General features: G+C 51.6%; 23 protein-coding genes. 8 read left to right on the top strand and 15 right to left on the bottom strand.

Features of this window, described 5'->3' with window-relative positions:
• Positions 1 to 31: 31 nt before the first annotated feature.
• From JFN88_RS08565 to JFN88_RS08535, 7 genes are all read right to left on the bottom strand, one after another.
• Positions 32 to 1,648, bottom strand: coding sequence for an ArnT family glycosyltransferase (locus tag JFN88_RS08565; RefSeq protein ID WP_199018902.1), 1,617 nt, complete (start codon positions 1,646 to 1,648; stop codon positions 32 to 34).
• Positions 1,645 to 2,061 (bottom strand): GtrA family protein, encoded by a 417-nt coding sequence (locus JFN88_RS08560; protein WP_199018901.1) that lies wholly within the window; start codon positions 2,059 to 2,061, stop codon positions 1,645 to 1,647. Before JFN88_RS08560 ends, JFN88_RS08565 begins: the two co-directional genes overlap by 4 nt.
• On the bottom strand, positions 2,030 to 3,118 hold the full coding sequence (locus JFN88_RS08555; protein ID WP_233167598.1) for a glycosyltransferase family 2 protein: 1,089 nt from the start codon (positions 3,116 to 3,118) through the stop codon (positions 2,030 to 2,032). Before JFN88_RS08555 ends, JFN88_RS08560 begins: the two co-directional genes overlap by 32 nt.
• Entirely contained in the window at positions 3,063 to 5,435 is a 2,373-nt protein-coding gene (locus JFN88_RS08550; protein ID WP_199018900.1) for a cyclic di-GMP-binding domain-containing protein, MshE-related, read from the bottom strand. Before JFN88_RS08550 ends, JFN88_RS08555 begins: the two co-directional genes overlap by 56 nt.
• The gene (locus tag JFN88_RS08545) at positions 5,432 to 5,659 is read right to left on the bottom strand and encodes a hypothetical protein (protein WP_199018899.1); all 228 of its coding nucleotides are present in this window, start codon (positions 5,657 to 5,659) and stop codon (positions 5,432 to 5,434) included. The genes JFN88_RS08550 and JFN88_RS08545 overlap by 4 nt, the downstream gene beginning before the upstream one ends.
• Before the next feature lie 12 nt (positions 5,660 to 5,671).
• Entirely contained in the window at positions 5,672 to 6,946 is a 1,275-nt protein-coding gene (locus tag JFN88_RS08540; RefSeq protein ID WP_199018898.1) for a sugar phosphate nucleotidyltransferase, read from the bottom strand.
• A gap of 292 nt (positions 6,947 to 7,238) precedes the next feature.
• Positions 7,239 to 8,027, bottom strand: coding sequence for a lipase family protein (locus tag JFN88_RS08535; RefSeq protein ID WP_199018897.1), 789 nt, complete (start codon positions 8,025 to 8,027; stop codon positions 7,239 to 7,241).
• Positions 8,028 to 8,193: 166 nt separating this feature from the next.
• Between JFN88_RS08535 and JFN88_RS08530 the strand changes: the two genes are divergently transcribed.
• Entirely contained in the window at positions 8,194 to 9,171 is a 978-nt protein-coding gene (locus JFN88_RS08530; protein WP_199018896.1) for a Gfo/Idh/MocA family protein, read from the top strand.
• A gap of 104 nt (positions 9,172 to 9,275) precedes the next feature.
• Here the strand turns inward: JFN88_RS08530 and JFN88_RS08525 are convergent, their stop codons facing one another.
• Positions 9,276 to 9,437, bottom strand: coding sequence for a DUF1328 domain-containing protein (locus JFN88_RS08525; protein WP_199018895.1), 162 nt, complete (start codon positions 9,435 to 9,437; stop codon positions 9,276 to 9,278).
• A 238-nt stretch (positions 9,438 to 9,675) separates the two neighbouring features.
• On the opposite strand from JFN88_RS08525, the gene JFN88_RS08520 reads away from it, so the two are divergent.
• Both JFN88_RS08520 and JFN88_RS08515 read left to right on the top strand, forming a co-directional pair.
• Positions 9,676 to 10,185 carry a DUF948 domain-containing protein gene (locus JFN88_RS08520; protein ID WP_199018894.1) on the top strand — a complete coding sequence of 170 codons (510 nt, stop codon included), beginning with the start codon at positions 9,676 to 9,678 and terminating at the stop codon, positions 10,183 to 10,185.
• A gap of 38 nt (positions 10,186 to 10,223) precedes the next feature.
• Entirely contained in the window at positions 10,224 to 11,396 is a 1,173-nt protein-coding gene (locus JFN88_RS08515) for a PP2C family protein-serine/threonine phosphatase (RefSeq protein WP_199018893.1), read from the top strand.
• 76 nt (positions 11,397 to 11,472) lie between these two features.
• Here JFN88_RS08515 and JFN88_RS08510 read toward each other — a convergent pair whose 3' ends face one another.
• The 4 genes from JFN88_RS08510 to JFN88_RS08495 all read right to left on the bottom strand — a co-directional run bounded on the left by JFN88_RS08510 (position 11,473) and on the right by JFN88_RS08495 (position 14,373).
• Positions 11,473 to 12,591, bottom strand: coding sequence for a magnesium transporter CorA family protein (locus tag JFN88_RS08510; protein WP_199018892.1), 1,119 nt, complete (start codon positions 12,589 to 12,591; stop codon positions 11,473 to 11,475).
• Between the two features lie 176 nt (positions 12,592 to 12,767).
• Positions 12,768 to 13,547: a sigma-70 family RNA polymerase sigma factor gene (locus JFN88_RS08505; RefSeq protein ID WP_199018891.1), complete on the bottom strand. Its 780-nt coding sequence runs from the start codon at positions 13,545 to 13,547 to the stop codon at positions 12,768 to 12,770.
• Complete coding sequence (rsbW, locus tag JFN88_RS08500; protein WP_199018890.1) at positions 13,544 to 14,008, bottom strand: anti-sigma B factor RsbW; 465 nt, start codon at positions 14,006 to 14,008, stop codon at positions 13,544 to 13,546. The genes JFN88_RS08505 and rsbW overlap by 4 nt, the downstream gene beginning before the upstream one ends.
• 41 nt (positions 14,009 to 14,049) lie before the next feature.
• Positions 14,050 to 14,373, bottom strand: coding sequence for an STAS domain-containing protein (locus JFN88_RS08495; protein WP_199018889.1), 324 nt, complete (start codon positions 14,371 to 14,373; stop codon positions 14,050 to 14,052).
• Positions 14,374 to 14,582: 209 nt separating this feature from the next.
• Here JFN88_RS08495 and JFN88_RS08490 point away from each other — a divergent pair, with 209 nt between their 5' ends.
• Positions 14,583 to 15,098, top strand: a complete 516-nt coding sequence (locus tag JFN88_RS08490) for a general stress protein (RefSeq protein ID WP_199018888.1) — start codon at positions 14,583 to 14,585, stop codon at positions 15,096 to 15,098.
• Positions 15,099 to 15,202: 104 nt separating this feature from the next.
• On the opposite strand, the gene JFN88_RS08485 is transcribed toward JFN88_RS08490, so the two are convergent.
• Positions 15,203 to 16,432, bottom strand: a complete 1,230-nt coding sequence (locus tag JFN88_RS08485; RefSeq protein ID WP_199018887.1) for an NAD(P)/FAD-dependent oxidoreductase — start codon at positions 16,430 to 16,432, stop codon at positions 15,203 to 15,205.
• Between the two features lie 138 nt (positions 16,433 to 16,570).
• Complete coding sequence (locus JFN88_RS08480; RefSeq protein ID WP_199018886.1) at positions 16,571 to 16,966, bottom strand: YtxH domain-containing protein; 396 nt, start codon at positions 16,964 to 16,966, stop codon at positions 16,571 to 16,573.
• A gap of 186 nt (positions 16,967 to 17,152) precedes the next feature.
• On the opposite strand from JFN88_RS08480, the gene JFN88_RS08475 reads away from it, so the two are divergent.
• Positions 17,153 to 18,235, top strand: coding sequence for an asparaginase (locus tag JFN88_RS08475; RefSeq protein ID WP_199018885.1), 1,083 nt, complete (start codon positions 17,153 to 17,155; stop codon positions 18,233 to 18,235).
• A 122-nt stretch (positions 18,236 to 18,357) separates the two neighbouring features.
• On the opposite strand, the gene JFN88_RS08470 is transcribed toward JFN88_RS08475, so the two are convergent.
• Positions 18,358 to 19,218, bottom strand: coding sequence for an AraC family transcriptional regulator (locus tag JFN88_RS08470; RefSeq protein WP_199018884.1), 861 nt, complete (start codon positions 19,216 to 19,218; stop codon positions 18,358 to 18,360).
• A gap of 263 nt (positions 19,219 to 19,481) precedes the next feature.
• On the opposite strand from JFN88_RS08470, the gene JFN88_RS08465 reads away from it, so the two are divergent.
• The 3 genes from JFN88_RS08465 to JFN88_RS08455 all read left to right on the top strand — a co-directional run bounded on the left by JFN88_RS08465 (position 19,482) and on the right by JFN88_RS08455 (position 23,382).
• Positions 19,482 to 20,654 carry a galactokinase gene (locus JFN88_RS08465; RefSeq protein ID WP_199018883.1) on the top strand — a complete coding sequence of 391 codons (1,173 nt, stop codon included), beginning with the start codon at positions 19,482 to 19,484 and terminating at the stop codon, positions 20,652 to 20,654.
• Between the two features lie 54 nt (positions 20,655 to 20,708).
• Positions 20,709 to 21,695: a UDP-glucose 4-epimerase GalE gene (gene galE, locus JFN88_RS08460; RefSeq protein ID WP_199018882.1), complete on the top strand. Its 987-nt coding sequence runs from the start codon at positions 20,709 to 20,711 to the stop codon at positions 21,693 to 21,695.
• A 91-nt stretch (positions 21,696 to 21,786) separates the two neighbouring features.
• A complete protein-coding gene (locus JFN88_RS08455) occupies positions 21,787 to 23,382 on the top strand; it encodes a UDP-glucose--hexose-1-phosphate uridylyltransferase (RefSeq protein WP_199018881.1) in 1,596 nt (531 codons plus the stop codon).
• Positions 23,383 to 23,390: the final 8 nt, after the last annotated feature.

The following is a 23,390-nucleotide window of genomic DNA, read 5'->3' as shown; positions in this document are numbered from 1 at the left end:
GGGCTTTTGTTGAAAAAAAACCGTGTTCCTGTTATCGGGACACGGTTTTTTCCGCTTCTATTTCTATCCGTTCATGGACTTTATAAAGGCGCCACTTATTGTCGAAATCATGATGGAGTGTCGCCCAACTCATGCCCTTGTCGTAAAGTTCAGGATATTTCATATTAATCGAGCTTTTTGGACCATTGCGGGAAGGATTGGGGACGAGAATATAATCGACATTGTTTCCGAACGGATCTTCCATAGCTTTTTTAAACGCATAGTCGCTCGTAATCAGAAATCTTTTCAGGTTATGGGTATTCAACAGGATCGTAAAGGCATTGGAAGAGTCGGTCATAATGGTATCCTTCGTTATATGCTCGTCCAGCCATTGGGCAACTATCCGTTCCTCACGCTGGGCAACGACATATTCATTCGTATCCAGTTGAAGGAAGTTATGCTCGTCCGGCGCAATCTCCGGGTCGTTCACCGCATAGGCCAGGAGCCCTCCGGTAATGACCATGCATACCGCCAGAAGTGAAAATGCAGCCCGTCGCTTCCATTTCTCCGTAATCAGACTTAGCTCATATGGCAGCCAGGCAACGACAACCGGGAACACATATAAGAAATATCGGAACCAGCCGAATGAGGAAGCATTCATCAGCAGCGCAAACTGCATTCCGGGAACTGCAGCAAACAACAACAGCAGAATGAGAAAATCCGGTTTGAGCAGCCGTTTGGTAAACAGGCGGATAAGCAGCAATCCCACAAACGGCATGGAATACCACATAGTTTTCTTGGCAATGAACCATAAAGCGAGAAGCGGGCTGTTGAACAGCTTGACGAAGTTCGCATCATTTTGAAGCTGCTCGGATTGGGCTACATTGGAATATTCCGAGTTTAGGAAGTAGAAGGCATTCCCCATAATCGTATAGTTGAAGAACATCCATAGAAATCCCGAGAAGATTGACGGGATAAGCACCAGAATCCAGGTCGCCTCGATCTTATTGTATTTCTCCAGCAGCTTCAGCTTGGGGTCGGCGGCGTCCCGGTGGTGGAGCATCAATATTACTATGACAATGCCAAGAGCCAGGGACACCCCGAACGGCACTGCCTCATAGCGGGTCCAGAATGCCAACGACAGCGCAAAGCCCGCCAGGATGAGACTGCTTGTTTTCCGTTCCCGAATCCAGATGGTGAACTCAATAATCGTGAACATGAGGAAATAAATATAAGGCGCATCACTTAGCCCGTTGGCGCCGAACAGTAAGATGAACGGATTGAGGCTGAACAGCAGGGCAAGCCCCGCGCTCATAGATTTGGACAGTTGATAGCGAATGCCTGTCTTATAGATTAGAACGGCTGTCAGCGCAGCGAAGGTGGCGCTCATTATTACGGCAGCCAATCCTCGCGACGCCAGTACAGGAAATAACGGATAAAACACAAGCAGGACCGTCTCCATCATGAGGCTCGGCAGCGGGTTCCAGACAAATCCGATCGCACCCAAATGGGGATCTCTGCTGTACAGCACATAAAAGGCGTTGGCAACACGGCTCAAAGCATCATTGTGCATATATCCTTTTACGTAGCTGAAATAGAAGCCAAGCGCGAACTCGACGGCGAGTATAAATAAGAAGATGATCCATGGAAGAATGGTGCGTTTTGTCATTCTTGAACTCCTTTTCGTTGACCATACGTCCGAAACGTCCAGCGGCGGTTGAGCACATAGTTGTGCACCGGCACAATAACTGTAATGATGCATTGTCCAATCAGGTAGGGCAGATGGGCAAGCTCAACCGCAGCGTACATGACCGCCGTATTGAGCAGCAGACCGGAGCAGGAGACGATTGTATATTTGATGAACTGCCGAATCGTTCTCTTCTCCGAAGCGTCTGTAAACGTCCATATCACATTAAGAAAGTACGAGAGGATCAGCACGGCTATGAAGCCTGTCGCCGAACCGGCAATCGGATGCAGTCCGCCCCATTCAACCAGCAGCACCAACAGGGCAAAATGGAAGACGGTTCCGATCAGTCCGACAATTCCGTACTTAATGAGGGGAGACTGCAGAAAAGACAGCATGCTGTTCGCTCTCCTCCAGAGTTTGAACTGAACCTGTGTGCTGGCTCCGACCGTTGATCAGATAGCGTGGACGGCCTTTTACCTCATGGTAGATAGCGCCTATGTATTCCCCGACGATGCCGATGGAAATCATGATGATCGAACCGATAATCAGTTGAAGCAAGATAACGGTTGTAAATCCGGTAACGGCGCTGCCCTGCAGCTTGTTAACCAACGTATGAATTCCAATTACGATTGAGCAGATAAAAAATATGAATCCGATATAGGTTACGATGCGAAGCGGCTTGGTCGAAAAGGCAACCACGGCATCAAGCGCCAGTCTCGCAAGCGACTGGATGCTCCATTGGCTGGCTCCGCCAGTACGGGTCTCAACATTGAAGGGCAACTGAGTGCGGCGAAAGCCAAGCCAGGCCGACATCCCTCTGAAGAACATCGTGCGCTCCGGCATTTTGCGCCAGGCCTCCACGACCTTTTCATCCAGCAGCTTGAAGTCTGAAGCATTCTTGAGATCGAAGCCGGAGAGGTGATTGAGCAATCCGTAGAACAAGGAAGCCCCCGCCTTCTTGTTCCAGCTTTCGTTGCCGCGGTTTGTCTTCACGCATTCTACAACCTCGAAGCCTTGCCCGCGCCACAACTCTACCATCTCGGGGATGAGCCGGGGCGGGTGCTGAAGATCGCCGTCCATGACAATAACCGCTTTGCCCCGTGCATGCTCAATGCCCGCGCATAAGGCGGACTCCTTGCCGAAGTTGCGGCTTAGCCGAAAGGCGGTCAGCCCCGGGATGCTGCGGCTTGCTTGCTCCAGCACCTCCCAGGTTTGATCCTTTGAACCGTCATCAATGACGATTAATTCGAAGTGCTGACAGGCGGAAGCAGCGGCGGCTGCAATCGTGACCAGTGATTCATACAGATGGTCCGATTCATTAAAGACCGGAATAACAATTGAAAGCTCAGGCTTGCTGCTCTTCATACGGGCTTCTCCTCTCTGCCGGCTGGACTTATCATGATTGATCAGATGTCTGGGACTGGTCGTCGAAGGCAGGATCATGCAGACCATGGACGGTCTTCTCCCAGTAAAACGGCTTGGTAATCAGCTGCCAGGCTGCCTTGACGGCAGCTATACTCATCATCACCCAATAGATCGGGGTGAGCAGCGCATATCTGACGAGTGAGTAGGAGAAGGCTTGGCTTCGCTTTTGCTCCAGATCATGAAGCACCCAGTATACGCCTGCCACGTTGCTGAAAATAAACAGGAAATTGCCTGCGTAGAGCTGGACGCTTGCCAAATAATAGATGGTTCCCGGGAAAAACTTCGGGATAAAATCAAAATGCCAGCCGAACCACAGCACCAGCATGATCCAAAAAATCGGGTTGAGCAACGGCAGCATCGGCGTAGCCAAAATCATAACCTGGAAGCCGAGAAAGCCCTTCGGGCCGATCTCGCGCCATAGCTTTACCGGGTTGCGCATATGCACGAGCCAGGTTTGCATATAGCCTTTAATCCACCGCGAGCGTTGCCGAATCCAGTTGCCGACGCGGCTGTTGGCTTCCTCCCAGGTACGGGAATCTACAATGGCTGTCTTGTAGCCATGCTTGTACAAGCGGATGCCAAGATCGGCATCCTCGGTGACGTTGTACGGGTCCCAGGCATTCAGTTCCTTCAGAACAGACAGCTTGAAGTGATTCGACGTTCCACCAAGCGGGATTGGCACATCCAGCTTCATAATGCCCGGCAGGAGCAGTTCGAACCACATGCTGTATTCCTGTGTGAACCAGCGGGTCAGCCAATTTTGATTGCTGTTGAAATAGTTCAGCTTGGCCTGGATACAGGCGAATTCCTCCGGACACTTGCGGAAGGTGGCAATCACTTTCTTCAGCTGATCCGGGTCGGGACGGTCCTCGGCATCATAGATGACGACAAATTCGCCGCGTGCGCGAATCAGCCCGTAATTGCATGCCTTAGGCTTGGTTTTTGGAAGACTGTCCGGAACAATCAGGATCGTATAGTAAAATGGCAAATCCATAGATTCCAGCAAATCCCGCGTCTCGGTATCATCCTCCTCAATTAACAGCCGGACATCCAATTTCGCCTTGGGATAATCGAGATTTTCCAGATTGGAGATGAGGTGAGGGATAACCTGCGCTTCCTTGTACATAGGAACAAGAATAGTGTAGATGGGCAAATCCCGCTCATCCATGTCGGCAATTTCTTCATCCGTGAAGCGAAATTGTGCTCCTTTGCGGGAGCCAAGCATAATGACCCAGAATTTGAAGACAGACATGATAAAGTAAAAGACCTGGATGGCAATGTTGACAGCCAGCAGGGTGACCCAGAAGTTCAGAATCAACCCGATAACGAGCAGCACGCCGATTAGAGCGATCAACCCGCTCTGCGGCTTCGTAAACGTTGTATGCGCCGAGTTGTGCGGCTGCTCGCTGGCTAGCCTGCTGGTGCTTTCATGAAGCATTTCGCTGGTATATATTTCCTTCCAGAAGCGTTCCATCTCGTCCTTTGTCGCCAGCACCTGCTCAATCGGCATTTCAAGCATGGCTTCGACTTTCTGTACCGCTTCGTCTGTCAGCGGCGTCGTCACAGCGACCAGATAACGGTTCACATACTGATGGATAACAACGATTTCAAATTTTCTGGCTACCGCTTCGGGCAGCTTAAGCGTCTTATCCAGTGTCAAATTCTGCCCGATTCTGCCGATATTGTTCTGTGTCGCAATCATCCGATACAGCTCGCTTGGTTCAATCATCTTGAGCGAAAGCAGCACATCGCCCAGCATGCCGCCGCTTTTCTGCTGGAAGGCCAACGCCTTATCAAGCTCAGCCGGAGTAAGTTTGCCGGATTCGACCAGAATATCGCCGAGTCTTCCTTTCCGACCGCCTAAATAATGTCCGAGGTCTTCAGGCTTGATGAAGTCCATGTCGACCAGGATGTCGCCGAGCCGGCCTCCAAACTGACGCTGGCGGCTGATTGCAGTTTGCAATTGTTCTTCCGTAATCTTGCTGTCTTCCACAAGCATGTCGCCCATCCGGCGCGACCTTGGAGAGCGACTTGTCGATTCGGAATCTGGCTCTGCCGCAGTATCGACGGCAGCGGGAAGATTGGTCTCAGCCGCAGTTGCAGCCGTTTCCCGAACAGCCGGAGCAGTGCGGCGTTCATACTGCTCAATTCGCTGGTGGGATTCTTGAATGCGAAGCTTGAGCTCATTCATTTCATTTTCCAGCCGCTGCATTCGCACTTTCTGCTCGGTCCGCTGCAGTTCAAGAGCTGCTTTGGCCTCCTCAAGCCCCAAGCTCGCCGCTTTAATTTTTCGTTTGGCGCTAGAGACTCGCACTCCTCCAAATTTCAACCGAAACCTCTTCATAGCGCGCCTGCATGCTCGGCAAGCATTCGCTCCTTGTTCAGCACAGACTTTAATTCCTGCTGAAGAGAAAGGCTTTGCTCCATTTTTTCGTGATATTCCTGCTCGAATTCTGCCTCTTCACTGACTTGAAGCGCGAGCAGCGACTCCTGTTCGGCCTGAAGCAGCTCCACATATCGGACCACCTCTTCGGAACGGTAGCCAATAAGGGCGCGTTTGGTTCTCATGTCTTCATCCTCCTAGGTTAGAATTTCAATTAGAACGCAGTTCTCTAAAGCGGAAAAGTAAAGATCACGTGAAGGGAAGTGGGTCTGACCGGCAGTGAACACAAGCTTGTCCCCGTCTGTCCCTGCTAATTCGCCTGTCCCATAGGCCAGCAGCCATTGTATATGGCCGGGTGAAGAAGGACATGCATACCGGGCGCCCTCTGGGAGGGTAATGCGATTGGTCTGCACACTGACGCCGCCGTTCCCATTGTACTGCGTATCCAGCTTCTTGATTGCAGTAAGGGAAGTATCGACCGGCTTGATCTTCTCGACAAGAGGCTTGATGTTGCTAGCCAGGCGTTTGTTGGTGACTAGAATGCCGCTTTCCCCGGCTATAATAACCGCATCTGGCACCCCGTTAACAATAACGGGGGTATCAAGCTCGTTGATAATATGGGTATTGTCGCAGCCATCACCCAAAATCCCGTCTCCATAGACAGATTGGCTGAGTAGAGAGGAAATCGACTCCCAGTTGCCCATATCTTCCCATAGCCCCTCGTATAAAAGGCCGCCTAACAGCGGTTCTTGTTCGACAACAGCGTAGTCGAAGCTTGTCTTCGGGAGCAGATGGTATTGAAGCTTCAAGGATGGAAAATCAGTCGGATAGCCGGCTTCGCGCAGCTTGCCGATTAGATAGCCGAGCTTAAATGCAAAAATGCCGCAATTCCATAACGACCCTTGCTCGATCAGACCTATGGCGGTCGCGGTATCCGGCTTTTCTACAAATTTCTTTATGGTATAAGGCTGGACCCGGGTATCCGTGGCCGGAACAATGTAGCCGTACTTGCTGGACGGATAGGTCGGTGCGACGCCAAGCAATGCAATTCGGTTGTCTCCGCTTTGGACAGCGGCTTTCAACTCGGACAGTCTTTTATAAAACGAGGAATCGGCTTTCCCGTCCACTGGCAGGACAATGATGGCTTCATCGTCTGGAATGTTCCACTCCGAGTGCAGGAAAGTTGTGGATAAGGCAATTGCCGGGTATGTATCTCTGCGCTCAGGTTCAATAATGTAAGGGATGGAGCTGCCAAGCTGTTCTTGCAGCAGCGGGAGTTGATTCTCCGAAGAGGCGATGACGGTATGCTCCAGCAAGCCCGCTTCACTCAGCTCGTGCAGCGTGTTTTGCAGCATAGAGATGGATTGGCCAGTCTGATTCTTCAATAATTTCAAATATTGTTTGGAACGCTCTTCGTTGGAGAGGGGCCATAGCCGCTTTCCCGCGCCCCCGGATAATAGAATAATTTTCATGCATGTATCCTCCTGGTTGGGCCAATAGGGATGTGCATTCCATCTATAATGAATGAATGATAGATAGACAGATGGAAGCAAGCTATCGCAAGGGATGTCGAAAGAACTGCAGCTTTAGTATAAAAACTAAATATTAAAAAAGTATAAGTTTACTTCGAATTTTACTATAGAATAGCCTCAGAAGTGTGTCAATACGTAGCAAAACTTACCAAATAGCACGATCGTCCTATAAATTTGATTCGAGTGTATCATGTTCGACTAAACATAATCTGAACAAAAAACAGCAGGCGTGTCACGCAGAAGACGGACACCAGCCTGCAGGGGCTGCACATATTTGCTGTTTTGCCAGGGGGGCCTGGCTAGCCAGCACATCAAAATAATGGGTAAGCGAATGATTGGCAGAGATGGAGCCGGCGTTCTGCTCCAGTTTGTATTCGCCTTTTACATGTAAATAGATGTATGTTTTTTCTGTCTTTGGAGAGCGGTACAGGAGCGGGGGAAGCTGTGTCACGATATCGTACTTGTTGGCAACGCGTACAGATACCGGAATGCGCCGGTTAAACATCCGGACGAAGGTCGGGTCCCCGACACGAGGCGAGGCATACGTATAAACCTTGATTTTCCGTTCATTGAAGCTGGCATCCAAATCCGGCGCCGCCAGCGTGGCAAGTGCTCCGCCCAGACTGTGTCCGGTTACGAACAGCGGCAGACCGGAGGGGACCTTGCTGACCAATTCAACAAGCTGGCCTCGGAGAGAACGATAAATGTCCGTAAAGCCCTGATGCGTCATACCGCCGTCCTTTACATAGCGATAGTCTGTCTGGCGGGCAATCAAATCCGATATCCATTCCGTCGCCGTGCCCGTGCCCCGGAAGGCGATGACAGCGGCTTTATCCGATGCGATGACAAAGCCGAACCGCTCTCTGGCGGACTTGTAGGAGGTGCCCGTCATGTCCCCCACCAGATGATAGCCCTCGGGCATGATGAAAGTGCCGTCGCGGTTATGGAACTGGGTGTACGTTTGATCACATACGGCTGCCAAAAACAGTGTAGTTTTCATATTGATAGTACGTTTGTTCATAACGTGTCTCCTTGCATTCAAGTTAGCAAAGATGCTAATGCTATCTATACCTATATATATGTACATTCGCCCTGAGAGGCGATGGGCGAATGCCCGCCTTGCTGACATCTTGTTGTGTATGCGCTACAATGAGGTAACCATAGTGAAAAAGGAGAGGACAGCATCAATGACATTAAAAGTTGGACTTATAGGCACAGGGTGGTTTTCGAAAATGCACGGCGAACTGCTGGCGGTAGAAGAAGGCGTGGAAGTCGTCTCTATCTGCGGCTCAAGCAAGGAGAAGGCTGATCAGCTTGCCCAGCAGTTTGACGATGCAAGAGGGTACGGTAAAATTACCGATATGCTGGACTCCCGAAAGCTGGATGCCGTGTACATATGTGTTCCTCCGTTTGCACACGGGGAAATCGAGCATGCCCTGCTGCAAAGAGGGATACCTTTTCTTGTAGAGAAGCCGCTTGGGGTCGATATGGAAGCGCCTACTTCGATTCTCAAAGAGGTTCAGAAGCAGCAGTTGATTACTTCGATAGGTTATCATTTCAGATATATGGACAGCACGTTGAAGGCGCGTCACCTGCTTGAGGGCAAGACGATCGGGATGGCGCTCGGCCAGTGGATGGGCGGTATGCCTGAGGTCAACTGGTGGAAAAAGCAGGAAGGCTCCGGCGGCCAGATTGTGGAGCAGACGACGCACTTGTTTGATCTGTTGCGGTATTTGCTGGGTGAAGTAACGGAAGTGTACGCAGCTTATGCGCATCGTGTCATACATAGTAAGCATGACGAGGCAACGGTTGCCGATGTCGGCACAGTGACGCTGAAGCTGGCAAGCGGCGCTGTTGCGAATCTGTCCAATGCTTGCATGCTGAGCGGGGGAGGCACTATTAGGCTGAACATTTATACGGACGGCAATAATCTGGAGCTGACACATGGCGGGCTGGTGGAGATTGCAGGTGAGAACAGTCACGAGTACAAAAATGTCTCCAATCCCTATGTCAACGAGACGCGCGCCTTTTTGCATGCTGTGCGGACAGGCGATACATCCGGTATTTTGTCCGATTATGAGGATGCCTGGAAATCACAACGGGTTACGGTTGCGGCCAATGAATCGGCACAGAGCGGCCAGCCGGTAAAACTTGCGGATCTGTAAAAGACACCATACGCCAAGCAGGGGCTTGTCCCGCGGTTGCAACCGACTGTGGGACAAGCCCCTGCTTTTATACAAAATAAATGGAAATAAATGAATAACTGTCTCTAGGATCGGATTCTTCCCGTTATGAGCGAGATCAGGAACAGCACCAGGAAGATGTAGAATAATACTTTTGCAATCCCTGCTGCTGCGCTGACAATGCCGCCAAACCCAAAAATAGCCGCTATGATGGCAATAACAAAAAATATGGCTGCCCATTTAAGCATACCTATCACCTGTCCCTTTCTTTGATTGTATTCTAGGACGCCAGGCCAGCTTGTCCTCATTCAGGCAAATCGACGCCTTCCAGACCTTTCATGTCTCCATAGTTGCCTGCTTGCTTTGAACATAACCTTGCTGGAGCCGATTTGAAACAGCGGGCAATTGATTCAGCGTCTGAGCGAGCGGGTAACGATATACACAGGCTTTTGGGGAGAACAGGCAGCACAGAAACGGGGGATGCACATGCTGATTGAGATTAGTGTTCTTATTATGGCAATAGCTGTAGTGGTATTGGTTGTTTTTTTAATTCAAACGTTGCGAGAGGCGCAGGCTTCCATACAGACGGCGAACGAAACGCTTCGGGAAACGAAGGAGCTTGTACACCAATCAAAAGAGGATGTTCAAGAGCTGATGAAAGGTGTTAGCGAGTTGATTCATCAGGTGAATCAACAGGTGGGCGCTGTTGAGCCGCTCATGTCCTCGGTACGCAATGTCGGGACGGCTGTAAATGAAGTAACAGCTGCGGCCAAAGAGGCGTCCGCTGCCTGGTCGGGCAGCTTGAAGCGCCAAGCTGCGTTGAATGCAGAGAAGGCGAGTGCGATATCGTCGTGGCTGAATTGGCTGGACACTGCAGCAAGAACCTATCAGACAGCAAAAGGGCTGCTGGAGCAGACGAAGCGCGCCTCAAATGCTGCTGCAAAGCAGCAGTTTGCTTCTGCGTCCGCCGCGGTAGATAATAAACAAAGAGGATAAAAGCTTGCAAGGAGCTAAGAGATTCAAGGAGCTGAACAATGAAAATACTGGTCGTTGATGATAATCCAATGAACGTAACAGTCGTAAAGGAAATGCTGAAGCGGGCGGGTTACAGAGATGTGCATTCAGCGGCATCCGGACATGAGATGTTCGAGCTTGTCGGACTGGATGAGCATGGGATAGAATATGCGCCTCACCTACTGGGCGAGTCGGAATACGATCTGATCCTTCTCGATATGATGATGCCGAGAATGGACGGGATTGCCGTATGCAGAGCCTTGCAGCAGTCTTCCCGTCTGAGGGATATCCCGATTATTATGGTTACGGCGATCGGGGATTCGAAGAAACTGGCGGAGGCGCTTGACGCAGGAGCAAGCGACTATGTGACCAAGCCGATCAACAAGGTGGAACTGCTGGCTCGGATTCGCGTCGCTCTCCGGTTGAAGGAAGAGAAGGATTGGCATAAAAAGCAGGACCGGAAGCTTAGGGAGGAGCTTCAATTGGCGAGAGAGGTTCAATCGGCGGTACTGCCGCAGCCTGTAACCGAGAAACATATAGAGATCGGCGCCATCTATCGCCCTTCGGAGGAATTGGCGGGAGATTTGTATGCCTGGCACCGCATTGACAACAGCCGTTACGGAGTAGCGGTTGTCGATGCAATGGGGCATGGCATCTCATCATCTTTGGTGTGCATGTTCATCGCTTCCGTGCTCAAGGATGCGATGATTAAACTGGTGGACCCTGTGCTTGTTATACAGGAACTGAATCGCAGGGCGCTTCAGCTGCAATTTGCGGATCAGCTTATTCAGTATTACTATACGGCGCTGTACATGGTAGTGGATACCGCGAATGGACAGATTGAATATGTGAATGCAGGGCATCCTCCCGGTCTGCTGCTGAGGGATGATGGAAGCGCGATGCAGCTTCAAGGAGGCTGTGTCGCCATTGGAATGTTCGAACAGGAACAGATCAAAGTAACCAAGCAGACGGCGAAGATCGGAGAGCGTGATCGGATTGTGCTTGTAACTGATGGGGTTATCGATGTTGTGGATGCTCCAGACCAGGAAAAGCTTGATAGCCTGTTTGAGCAGTTGGCCGTGCCAGCGCGCGAGGAAGCAATCGACAGGTGGGAGGAAGCTTTCTTCCAGGACGGTATCCAGAACGGCAGACCAGATGACCGTTGTCTGGTCTGGGTGCATATCAAGCAGTAATGGCTGCCGTCTTCTGGCAGGAGCTGTCGCATAGATGAGTAAACGGGCACAGCTCTTGCACAGGATGGAAGAAGATTCACCGTTTTCGCGGGCCGAACGAGGGGACGGCGGTATCCGTGCCGGACTTGCCGCCAGTACGTTTTTTTCTTGAACGGGTTAGCTGGATTGCGGTTTCGGTATTATCGACTTCCGCTGTCTCTTTATTTTTTGCCGCGACAGGTTCACGTTGCTTCCGTCCGCTCTGGCTGGCCGCTATAAGCTTGGAACGATAATGCTTGCCCTTGAGAAGATCGCCTGTCCAGCCTTTGAACCATAGCCATAAATAAATGCCGACGGTGAACGCCAGCGTGATGCTAATAATGACGGTAAAGCCCCATGAATCCTTAAGAAAAGGAATCCATTGAAAGTTCATTCCCCATAACGCGCCGATAATCCCTGCGGGCATAAACACCGCTGTAAAGATGGTCAGCGTCTTCATGATATCTGTTCCCCGAAAATTGGAAATCGCATCATCCATCGAAATGAGCGTATCAATTTGCAGGCTGTAGTGCTTGAGCAGTCCTTCGATTCGTTCCATCTTGTAACGCAGACGGGAGTAGCTGTCCGTCTCCTCAAAACCGCTGAGGAAGGCTTCTCTTGCTGCGATCTGAGTCTCCTGAACCGGGATAAACAGCTGGCTCCAGTGCAACAAATCGTATCTTCGTTCGAAGATGCTGTCCATCAGGTCGGTGCGATTGCGTTTGCGCATTGTATTTTCCAAATCATTGAGTTTGGCCTCGAATTCATCCATTCCGCTGTGGAAGCTCTCCAAAATAAGCCCCAGCACAACCATCAACGCCTCCGGAGCGGTGTTGCTGCACTCAAAACTCTCAGCCCAGAGCGGGCTTTGCAGGCGAATAGGAATTCTGAGGTCCTGATGAATTGTGACCAGTCTCTCTTGGCTTACCCAATAATGGAGCGGCTGTATATCGCTCTCATCATCTGAAATTTGTACCATAATGGTTCCATTAAGAACGGAGGAGCCGCCTGGCAGCAGACTTACACCCGCATGATTGCTGGAGCGCCCCTCGCATTCATCCAGCCAATTCGCACAATCCGGGAGCGTCCGTTTTAAATCTGCATATGAATGTTCGTCCGACTGCAGGAGATGTATCCATTCCCAGCCGGAATGATAGCGAAATATACGGTGTCCCATTCTAATGTGACCTCCCGGGTCGGTTGTTCAACTGCATTAATATAGGTTCATCATACCCTATTGGAGAATCGGTTGTAAAACAAGCGGCAGAAAAAAAAGCAATATCTTCCGAAGCGGCTCAGGAAGCTTGCGCGTGTCGCTGCAGCGCAGGGCATCAAACAGCCGAGGCCAACTGCCTAATACCCGCCTTCCTTGCCTTCATCCGTCAGATATTGCTTAAGTTTATCCATGGCCCGCTTCTGAATACGCGAGATGCTCATCTGTGAAACGCCAAGCTGATCCGCGATCGTGCGCTGCGGCAATCCTTCCTCAAATACGAGCAGCAGCACCTTCTGCTCCTCCGGCTTCAGACAGGACATCGCAGCGATCAGATCAAGCCTCTTTTCGACCGACTCAAAATCGTTTGCTTGTGCCCCAATCAACTCGCCCAGGGTGGTGTTGCTCTCTTCTTCGGAGATCGGGGTATCCAGTGAAACATAATGATAGAGGTCTCTTCCAGCTAATATTTCCAGTGTCTCCTCGTAGCCAAGCTCCAGAAATTCAGCAATTTCCTCCACCTTGGGGGAGCGTTCAAGCTTGACTGTCAACTCGTCAATGGCTTGCTGGAGCAAAATCCCCTTTTCTTTTACACGACGGGGAACCTGAATATACCATGATTTATCCCGCAAATAATTTTTCATATGACCGATAATGCTTTTCATGGCATAGGGCTCGAACTGCATTCCGACAGAGGCGTCGAATTGCTCGAACAGCCGCAGCAGCGCCATTTGGCCGACCTGATACAAATCTTCATACAGATCAGGTCGATTGCGCGATATTTTGCCGGCTGCCATTCGAACCATAGGTTCATAATGCTCAATCAGCATCGTTGCCGCTTCATTGGTCGGATTGCTCTGGTACTCCAGAATGAGCGTCACCGGACAAAGCGGTGTTGAATTCGCAGGCCTGCTGCTCATGCCAATTCTTCACTCCTGACAAGGCGCTTGGTCAAGGTAACCTGGGTGCCAGCATTGCTCAGCACTTCCACTTGATCCATCAAAGCCTGCATCAAATAAAGACCAAGTCCGCCTGAATGAATTTCGTCGATCTTTTTGCCGTGCAATGGGGAAGTTTGCGGGGCTTCCGATACGGCATCAACGCTTCGCCCGTTATCCTTCACAATGATGGATAGCGAATCGAATTTTTTCACAAATTTAATTTCCACGCTTTGTTCCTCCGGAGCCGCCGATGAGCCCTGCTCATAAGCGTACAGGACAGCATTATTGCAAGCCTCAGAGACGGCAACCTTCATATCTTCAATAGCCTCATAGGAAAATCCCATCTTTGCCGCAATTCCATATAACGTAACCCGGACTAAATCCACATATTCTGCGGTAGCCGGAACCTGAAGGGTTACTACTTCCTCGATTGCTTTCATCTCTTTGTCTTCGATCCTTTCTTGGATAATCAAGCTCGCATTTACGCTTGTCGAGTCAGAAACGGGGTGATGCCGGTCATATCAAAGAGCTTGCGAATGGATGGTGGAATCGCCTCTACGATAAATGCGGCATTGTTCGCATGCCGGGCCTTGAGCATCGACACCAGAATGCCGATTCCTGTGCTGTCGATATATTTCAAGTCCCTCAGATTAAGCGCAAGCTCACGGTCCGTCAGTTCGATTAACGGGGCCATAGCCGCGCGCATTTGTCCGGCAACCTCCAAATCAAATTCTCCACTAACATACACCGTGCATCGCCCTTTGGTTGTTTCTGTGCGTAAATGAAATTTATTCTGTTGATTCATGTATCCCTCTCCTGACTAAAAAAATACTGCGCTGAGTGTAAACGTTGCAGCAAAGCCTCAAAGCCTGAATTTCGAATCAGTCTATCAATTGCTTACCCTACTTTTTTCAAGATGAAACAGCCTGATCCCTCCAGAACATTTGGTTGAAGCCAATTGTTTTAGGGTATATCTAATATTAACATCCTTAAATTCCAGAGGAGGTTATCATGATGAGCAAAAAATTAGCTCTTTTTGAAAATCAGGAACAGGCGATCAAGACAATCGAAGCATTGCAAAAGGATGGCTTTGCCACTACTGAAATTACGGTGCTGGCCAAGAACAAGGAACATTCCCGCAGAATCGAGTCGGAGACCGACGTGCATGTGGACGAACTGATTGAGCTTGCACAGGTTGCTGATGACAATGAGGCGCATGTTAAGGGAGTGTTTGTTACGGGTGCGCTTGGCGTATCCCCGGTCGGCTCTGGATCGATGCCTGGCGCTTATCCATTAGTTGGTGCAAGCGGTCTTGTTGGCATGGATTTCTCTTCCGACTTTGATAAGGCGCTGGGTGGTTTCGAACTGGAGGACAGCCAGCGGGACGCTTGCAGCGAGGCTATTTGGGCCGGTTCAATCGCAGTCATCATTGAGACGGCGGAGAGCAAAAGCGATTCCGGAAGCGGTATTAGCCGCCTGGATAAGGCGGAAGCTGCCTTCCGAATCAACGGGGCGCAGCAAATTCTATAACATGGCTATTGCAAGTTATTTTCGTACCTGAAAAACCGGCTGCCCAGACGCAAATGATCTGGTTCAGCCGTTTTTTTTGGCATAAAAAAAGTGGAAAGGGGTGATTAGCTTTGGGGCTGCAGCAGGAAAGGACGATCCAGCTTTACAATATCGGCAACTGGATGATGCTCAGAGCGAATGACGAAGAGCAGCAGATTGGCGGCAATCATGCTGTATACGGTGCCATTGCCGCCATATCCAAGGCAGTAAAAGACGCCGGGCCATTCCGGGTCCGGACCGATGAAAGGCAAATTGTCCCGGGATACGCCGAAGGTAGCGCTCCAGGAATACTCCAAAGGAGCGTCCAGCATGGGGAACAATTGCTGAAGCTGGTGATGCAGCTTATGAATCCTTTTGTTGCGCAGCGGCTCGCTTTTCACCGGAATCCGGTTGCGCTCATCAAGTCCGCCGATTACGACCCGTCCGTCGGGAGTTGTTCTTAAATAAAAGTAAGGGTCGGCCGTATTCCATATGAGACAGTTGCCCGGCCATGCGGACAAGTTGCGCTGAGGCGCTGTAACGGCTGCAAAGGAACGATCAAGCTGTGCATGAATCAGTCTTCCGCGCAGCTCTTCCGGCTCATAGCCGATGGCATAGACGATATGATCGGCATCGATAATTGCGCCCTCCGCTGTTTCCAGACGGTGCAGCCCGCCCCGGCTTTTATGAGTGACGGCTTCGGTATGCTCATACACTTCAAGCCCCAGACGAGCAGCCTGCTCGATCAGTCCATGGACGAATAAGTAAGGATTAACCTCGGCATCGCCGCGGGTCAGGATTGCGCCCGCTTTACGGAACGGAAAGCGCGACCCGAGGTCGTCGGCTGACAGATAATCGGTGTCAAACCCGTATAGCCGAAGCGTACGAAATTCTTTTTGCAGCTTGGGCAGATGCTGCTCGGTATCGGCATATAACAGGCTGCTGCGCCGGTAAAAGGCGGTATTTCCAGGAAGCTCCGATGAAATTTGATACAACTGATTGACAGCGCTGCGGCAAGCCTTATAGAAGCGGACCGCCTGATGCTCGCCGATTTGACTGATCAGTTCATGCAGCATAATGTCGTTGGCGTACTGAAGCAACCCGGTATTGGCGCTTGTGCTGCCTCCGGCAATTCGACCCCGTTCAATCAGACAGGCGGATATCCCCTGTTTGGATAACATGTAGCCGATAATGGCGCCTGACATGCCGCCGCCAATGATCGCCACCTGTTTGCGCGTATTTTGCTTTAAAGGAGGGAAATGCTGAGATTTTGTTCCTGTTGTCGGCCAATACAAACTTCCTGCATGCAAATCCATTCGCTTCACTCCTGCTTCATTATGCTTTGAGTATGAACGGTTTATAGGTTATACATACAGTCCGAGGCAAAAATAAATACCGGAGCCTGCGGCTCCGGCATGTACCAAAATGAATTGCGTCATGTACTCTGAACGGGATCAAGAATTTGTCCGATCTTCCTCATTCGCAGCTATATCCGTTACTTCCCGCACCTTGTCGGCTGCCTTGGACACCGTGTCCGCAGCAGCTTCCGCGGCATCGGCAGCATGCTGACGCGCGTTGTTTGATAGATGTTGCACTTTTTCTTTTATGTTAGACGCCTGCTGGCTTACACTCTGTACAGCATTGCCAGCTGTTTCGGAAACTGCGCAAGCAGCGGTTTTTACCGCTTCTCCGGCTTCTCCGCATTTGTCCCTCAGATCCTGTCTCAGCTCGCGCCCCGATTTGGGAGCGAGCAGCAGTGCTGCAGCTGCGCCGATAATTCCGCCGATAATGGCGCCCTTTATGTAGCTGCTGCTCCCTATGTTTGCCTGTTGTATATCTTTGCTCATCATGCTCATCTCCTTCAATTTTGGTCGTCAACGCCTTGATTTTCTTTAACCATGGCAGTTGGCTTTGAATCAAGATGCTTTTTTTCGCAAGGGACGAATAGATATGAGGAAAGGGTCTGAAAGGAATGAAAAGACGTCAGAGCCGTTAACGGCTCAAGTTTCAACATCAACGGGCAAGAGGTGAAGCATATGGGAGCTGGATTGCACAGTGAAGGGACACCGTTGGTTCAGGCCAGTAGGGGGAATTGGACGGAAACGATTCATTTTGGCCATGTCGCCGTCGTGGACGCGAACGGGCGTCTGCTGGCATGGGCAGGCGACCCCGGACGAATTATATTTTCCCGGTCCGCGCTCAATCCGATTATTGCGGTGCAAGCTGTGTTGAGCGGCGTACTTGATGAAAGGGGGCCGGACGAGGAGCAGTTGGCGATTCTGACGGGCCGCAATGAAGGCACGGACAGGCAAGTAGAGGTGCTTGAGGCTCTATTGGGTAAATTTGGAATAGGAGAGGAGGTTTTGAGTTTGCCGCAGGCTTACCCGCTAGATAAGAAGGGACGGCTTGCGCTGCTTGGAAGCGGCCAGCCGCCGCGGCCATTGTACCATGCAGCGGCAGGGCGGCATGTTGCGGTAATGGCGCTTAGCCAATGCTCCGGCTGGCCGTATGCAGGGTATACCCGGCCGGAGCATCCTGCACAGCAGCTTATTTTGCAGCGGACAGCTGAGTTTGCCGGGATGGGCGAGGGAGCGATCGGGCAGGCGCAGGATAGCTGCGGTTTCCCAGCTCTGGCGCTGCCTTTGTGGCGGCTTGCACTCGCCTATGCGCGCCTGGCTGCTCCACCAGGCGACTGGGCGGACGCCGCTTTGCAGACGGCGGCGCGACGCACCGGTGCCGCCATGAATCGCCACCCGGCTCTCGTCGAGGGCCCGGGGCGGCTCGCGTCTGTGCTGCTTGGCGATGCCAATGCCATCGCGAGAAGCGGGGAGCAGGGCGTTTTCGTCTTCGCCCTGCGGCGGCAGCGTCTGGGAGTCGCCGTCAGCATCGCGGACGGCTCGGAGGCGGCGCTGCCTGTGGCCGTGGCGGCGATTCTCGAATCGCTCGCCGCCACGGGCCAATCCGGCACGCAGCACAGCGATGGTCCGCGGCGGCTGGCCGCGGCGGTGAGAGAAGCCTTCGCAGATGAAGTGCTTGACGACCACGGGAATAAGGTCGGCAGTATCGAGCCGCTAGTGCAGCTATGTTTTGGAGAGCGTTATCCCCGCTCCCGGTTCTAGAGATGAGTACTTGTTCCCCCACGCGACTTCAACCTCCTCTGGCAGGCGGTAAGATTGAAGCTCTGCGCCAGGCGCTTCTTTCTTCGATAGTCGCTGGGGATTTTTTTTATCGCCGTTTGCGCTTACTTCCTGGCCTGTCTAATCATTTCCCGGTAGGCACTGGGAGAATGTCCATAGAAGCGCCGGAATTGTTTGGAGAAATAGAGGGGATCGTGAAAGCCGACGGAGGAGGCGGTCTGCTCGATCGTCAGCTCCAGCCGCTCGCGCAGCAGAAAGCGGGCTTTGTCTACTCGCAGCTTGATCAAAAAGGTCATTGGCGACAATCCGGTACGCTGCTTGAACAAGCGAGATAGATACGCTCGATTATATCCGAGCGTCTCTGCCATAGCCTCGATGGATACAGCTTCCGTATATTGCGAGGATAAATAGCGGATAACCTGTTGGACTAGCTGCTCGCCATCATTGCCGGGACGGACGATATCGACTGTTCCCGCCCCGCTAGTCTCAGCGAGCGCACCCATGAGCAGCATAAGATAGCCTCCTGCCTGCAGATGGGCGTTTTGTCCTTGCTCCTGAAAAACACGCTGAATCTGCCGCAGCAGCACAGCTCTGCTGCGGCTTTGCCGCGGCCCGGCCAGCGGCTGCGCGCTTGTGAAACCAGCTGCTTTCACAAGCGCCGGAGCCCCCGGCCCGGTGAAGGCTACCCAACGGTAATGCCAGGGTTCGTACTCATCCGCCTCATAACTGACGAGTTGGTCCGGCTGAATCAAGAAGGACTGTCCGGGTTCAATGGAGTAGCTTTGCTGCAGAGATGTGAACGTCCCTTTGCCAGAAATGACATGATGCAGCAAATAAAAATCGTAGATTCTCGGCCCCAGTCGATGGAGCGGCTTGGTCTGGCTTTCCCCGGCAAACAGCACATGCAGGCTTCCGCCTTCAAATGCGGAAGGGTTGGAGACAACAGTATAGGTCGTGTTGCTCATTTCGGCACTTCTCCTTTCATTCACACTGTACCAAGCCATGAATCCTTTATCCTATTTATATCAGGAAACCTGTATAAAGTCACATTTGTCCATATACACGCCACATCACGCCATTTCAATTCCCCTCACAGATCGACTATACTAGGGGTAATCACATTTCCTGCAGTTCGGCGTTCACCGTTCGCTGGAGGGGCAGGCAATATCCTGGCAGGGAATCGCATAATAGAATCTCAAAAACTGACGGAAAGCGGTGTTGCTTACAGATGGCAAATCACAAAGAGCTTGTGCAACGATTTTTGGAGATATACGGGGGTTCCGAACAAGGTTTGCATAGTTTTCACGCCCCGGGCCGCGTTAACTTGATTGGAGAGCATACGGACTACAACGGCGGATATGTATTCCCAGCAGCACTTACTTTCGGTACGACCCTGCTTATCAGAGAACGTGAAGACAACCAGTTAGGTCTGGCTTCTACCAATTTCGAGCTGCGCGGTTCTTTCCCGCTGGACTCGATTGCCTTTGATAAAGCGGACGACTGGATGAACTATCCGAAGGGCATTGTCAACGAACTGCAATCCCGAGGCTACGCGATCCCGGTCGGTTTTGACCTGCTATATCATGGTGAAATTCCGAATGGCTCAGGCTTGTCCTCCTCCGCGTCTATCGAGGTTGTCACGGCGTATGCGCTGCTGGCTTTGAGCGGCCATCCGACCGATACGGTTGAAATTGCCCTGCTTTCACAAAAATCAGAGAATGAATTCAACGGGGTTAAATGCGGAATTATGGATCAGTTTGCAGTTGCGAACGGCAAGAAGGATCATGCCATCATGCTGATGTGCGATACGCTGGAATATAAGCTGGTTCCTTTCAATAGCGGGGCCTACAAGCTTGTAATCGGCAATACGAACAAACGCAGAGGTCTGGTGGATTCCAAATATAATGAGCGCCGCAGCCAATGTGAAGAAGCGGTGCAAAGTTTGCATCAGGCGTTTCCTCAACTGGAGCTGCTCGGTCAAATTTCGCTGGAGCAGTACAATGCCAACGAGCATCTGATTGGAGATTCCATTATTCGCAACCGCGCGCGTCACGTTGTGGAAGAGATTGACCGCGTAATTCGCTCTGTAGAAGCGCTCGAGCGGGATGACCTCGAGGAGTTCGGCCGTCTGATGAACGCCTCTCATGATTCCCTGCGCGACTTGTATGAGGTCACAGGGTCGGAATTGGATGCGATGGTTGAAGCGGCTCGTCAAGTGCCCGGGGTGCTTGGTTCCAGAATGACAGGCGCAGGTTTCGGAGGTTGTACGGTCTCGCTTGTGCATGAGGACAGTGTAGAGCGCTTCATTCAAGAAGTTGGCGAGAATTATAAAGCAGCGGTAGGTTTGCAAGCAGATTTCTATGTATGCAACATCGGCAACGGCGTCGAGCAGCTTAAATAGTTCGCATCGAATCTTAAACCTGAATCATCATTCATTATCAAGGGGGAATTTGTCATGGCGGTATTGGTAACTGGAGGAGCTGGCTACATCGGGTCTCATACGGTGGCGGCACTGCTGGAGCGCGGTGAATCCATTGTCGTGCTGGATAACCTGCAGCAAGGTCACAAGGAAGCGCTGCTGGGAGGCAAGCTGTACGTAGGCGATTTGCGTGACGCTGATGTATTGGATCAAGTATTTACGGAAAATCAAATTGATTCGGTCATTCACTTTGCAGCTAATTCTTTGGTTGGCGAGAGCATGAAGATACCTGGCAAATACTATCACAATAACGTATACGGGACGCTTTGTCTGCTGGAAAAAATGCAGGAGTACGGCGTAGGCAAGATCGTATTCTCTTCTACGGCTGCAACTTACGGCGAGCCTGAGAATGTGCCGATTGACGAGCATGACCGCACGCTGCCTACCAATGCTTACGGCGAGACGAAGCTGGCAATGGAGAAAATGATGAAATGGTTCGATACCGCCCACGGCATCAAATGGATCTCGCTGCGCTACTTCAATGCAGCCGGCGCCCATGAGAGCGGTAAAATCGGAGAGGCGCACAATCCGGAGACCCACCTGATTCCGATTGTACTGGAAGCTGCGCTCGGCAAGCGTCCACATATCTCCGTCTTCGGAGACGATTATGATACGGCAGACGGAACTTGTATTCGCGACTACATCCATGTCAGCGATCTGGCGGATGCGCACATACTTGCTGTCGATAAATTGCGCAGCGGCGCGGAAAGCGCCGTATACAACCTGGGGAACGGACAGGGTTTCTCGGTCAACGAAGTGATTGAGATTGCTCGTCAGGTGACTGGTCGCGAGATCAAGGAGGTCGTTGAACCGCGCCGTGCAGGGGACCCCGCAAAACTGGTTGCTTCCTCGCAGCGCGCCCGTACTGAGCTAGGCTGGAACCCGGGGCGCAACAAGCTCGAGGATATTATTGCCAGTGCATGGAGCTGGCATCTGAACAACCCGGACGGTTATAGCAAATAACATTTGAAGGCATACAAGCTCGCCTGCTTCAGGCAGAGCTTGTATGCCCATGCAAAAAAAAGCATGTGCGATCATAGAGGGGAGCAGCAACATGAACCATGACGTTACCGTTACAAAAACGGAGGAGGCCTTCGCAGCCCAGGCGCTGGAGCAGATCGAGCAGCTTGTACGCTTCGCACGGAAGCAGCATCTCATTGCGTCGTCAGATACAGCTTTTGTTCGCAATGCGCTTCTGGATTTGTTCCATTTCGCCGAGCCTTATGAGGGCTATGTGACAGATCAGGTCCCAGAGCATCCGCAGGATGCGCTGGAAGTGCTGCTGTCGTATGGAGCGCTGATTGGTCTGATTCCGGATAATACGACAACCTGGCGGGATTTGCTGGATGCGCGGATTATGGGTCTGCTTATGCCTCGTCCTTCCGAGACAGCGGAGCGGTTCCGGAAGATGAGTGAACAGGAAGGGGTTATCAGGGCGACGGACGATTTCTATAGCCTGAACGTTAATTCGAACTATATTCGCATGGATCGCATTGCGAAAAACCAGCAATGGGCCTATCATTCCGATTTCGGCGATCTGGAAATTACGATTAATCTATCCAAGCCGGAGAAGGACCCTAAGGAGATCGCCCTGCTCAAAACAATGCCGCAGGCTCATTACCCGAAATGTCTGTTGTGCCGGGAAAATGTAGGCTATGCGGGCAGAGCCAATCATCCAGCAAGGCAAAATTTGCGGGTGATCCCACTTTCGCTCCAGGGCGAGGCATGGTTTTTCCAGTACTCCCCGTATGTGTATTATAACGAGCATAGTATTGTATTAAGCGGAGAGCATACTCCGATGAAGATTTCTGGCAAAACGTTTGCCCGCCTGCTGGACTTTATCGACCAATTTCCGCATTATTTTATCGGCTCCAATGCCGACTTGCCGATTGTGGGCGGTTCCATTCTGAACCATGACCACTTCCAAGCCGGTCGTCATACGTTTGCGATGCAAAAGGCAGCAATCGAGCAGACATTCCGCCATCCACAGCTGCCGGGCGTGAAGTTCGGCACGGTCAAGTGGCCGATGTCGGTTGTGCGCCTGCAGGGCGCTGACAAGCAGGAAATGCTGAAGGCGGCTGAACTTATTATGACGGCCTGGAACGGATACAGCGACCAACAGGCGGAGGTTGCCGCTTGGACGGAGCATGAGAGCGGCGAGCGTACCCCGCACAACACAGTTACTCCGATTGCCCGTCTGGTTGCAGACGGCTACGAAATGGACCTGGTGCTGCGCAATAATCGTACCAGCGAGGAGCATCCGGATGGTATTTTTCACCCGCATCAGCATCTTCATCATATTAAGAAGGAAAATATCGGCTTGATTGAGGTTATGGGCCTGGCTGTTCTCCCTGGCCGACTGCAATCCGAGCTTGAGCAGATCGGCGCTTACTTGACAGGGGAAGTTTTGGTTGACGAAAGCCTCCAGGATGCCGCGCATCCGCTGCGTCAGCATGCCGCGTGGATCGGTACGTTGCTAGAGAAGTATGGAACCTCTTTGTCGGCTGGGGAGGCAAGGCAGGCGTTGCAGGCAGAGGTTGGCGGGAAGTTTATGGAGGTTCTCCAAGACGCTGGAATTTATAAGCGAACTGCTAAAGGACAGGAAGCATTCCAGCGTTTCATGCTTGCCAGTGGTCTGATCGAAGCTTAAAATTTTCT

The sequence above is a fragment of the Paenibacillus roseus genome (assembly GCF_016424485.1).
GTDB classification, from domain to species: domain Bacteria; phylum Bacillota; class Bacilli; order Paenibacillales; family Paenibacillaceae; genus Paenibacillus_D; species Paenibacillus_D roseus.
This window is presented reverse-complemented; position numbering and strand designations above follow the sequence as displayed.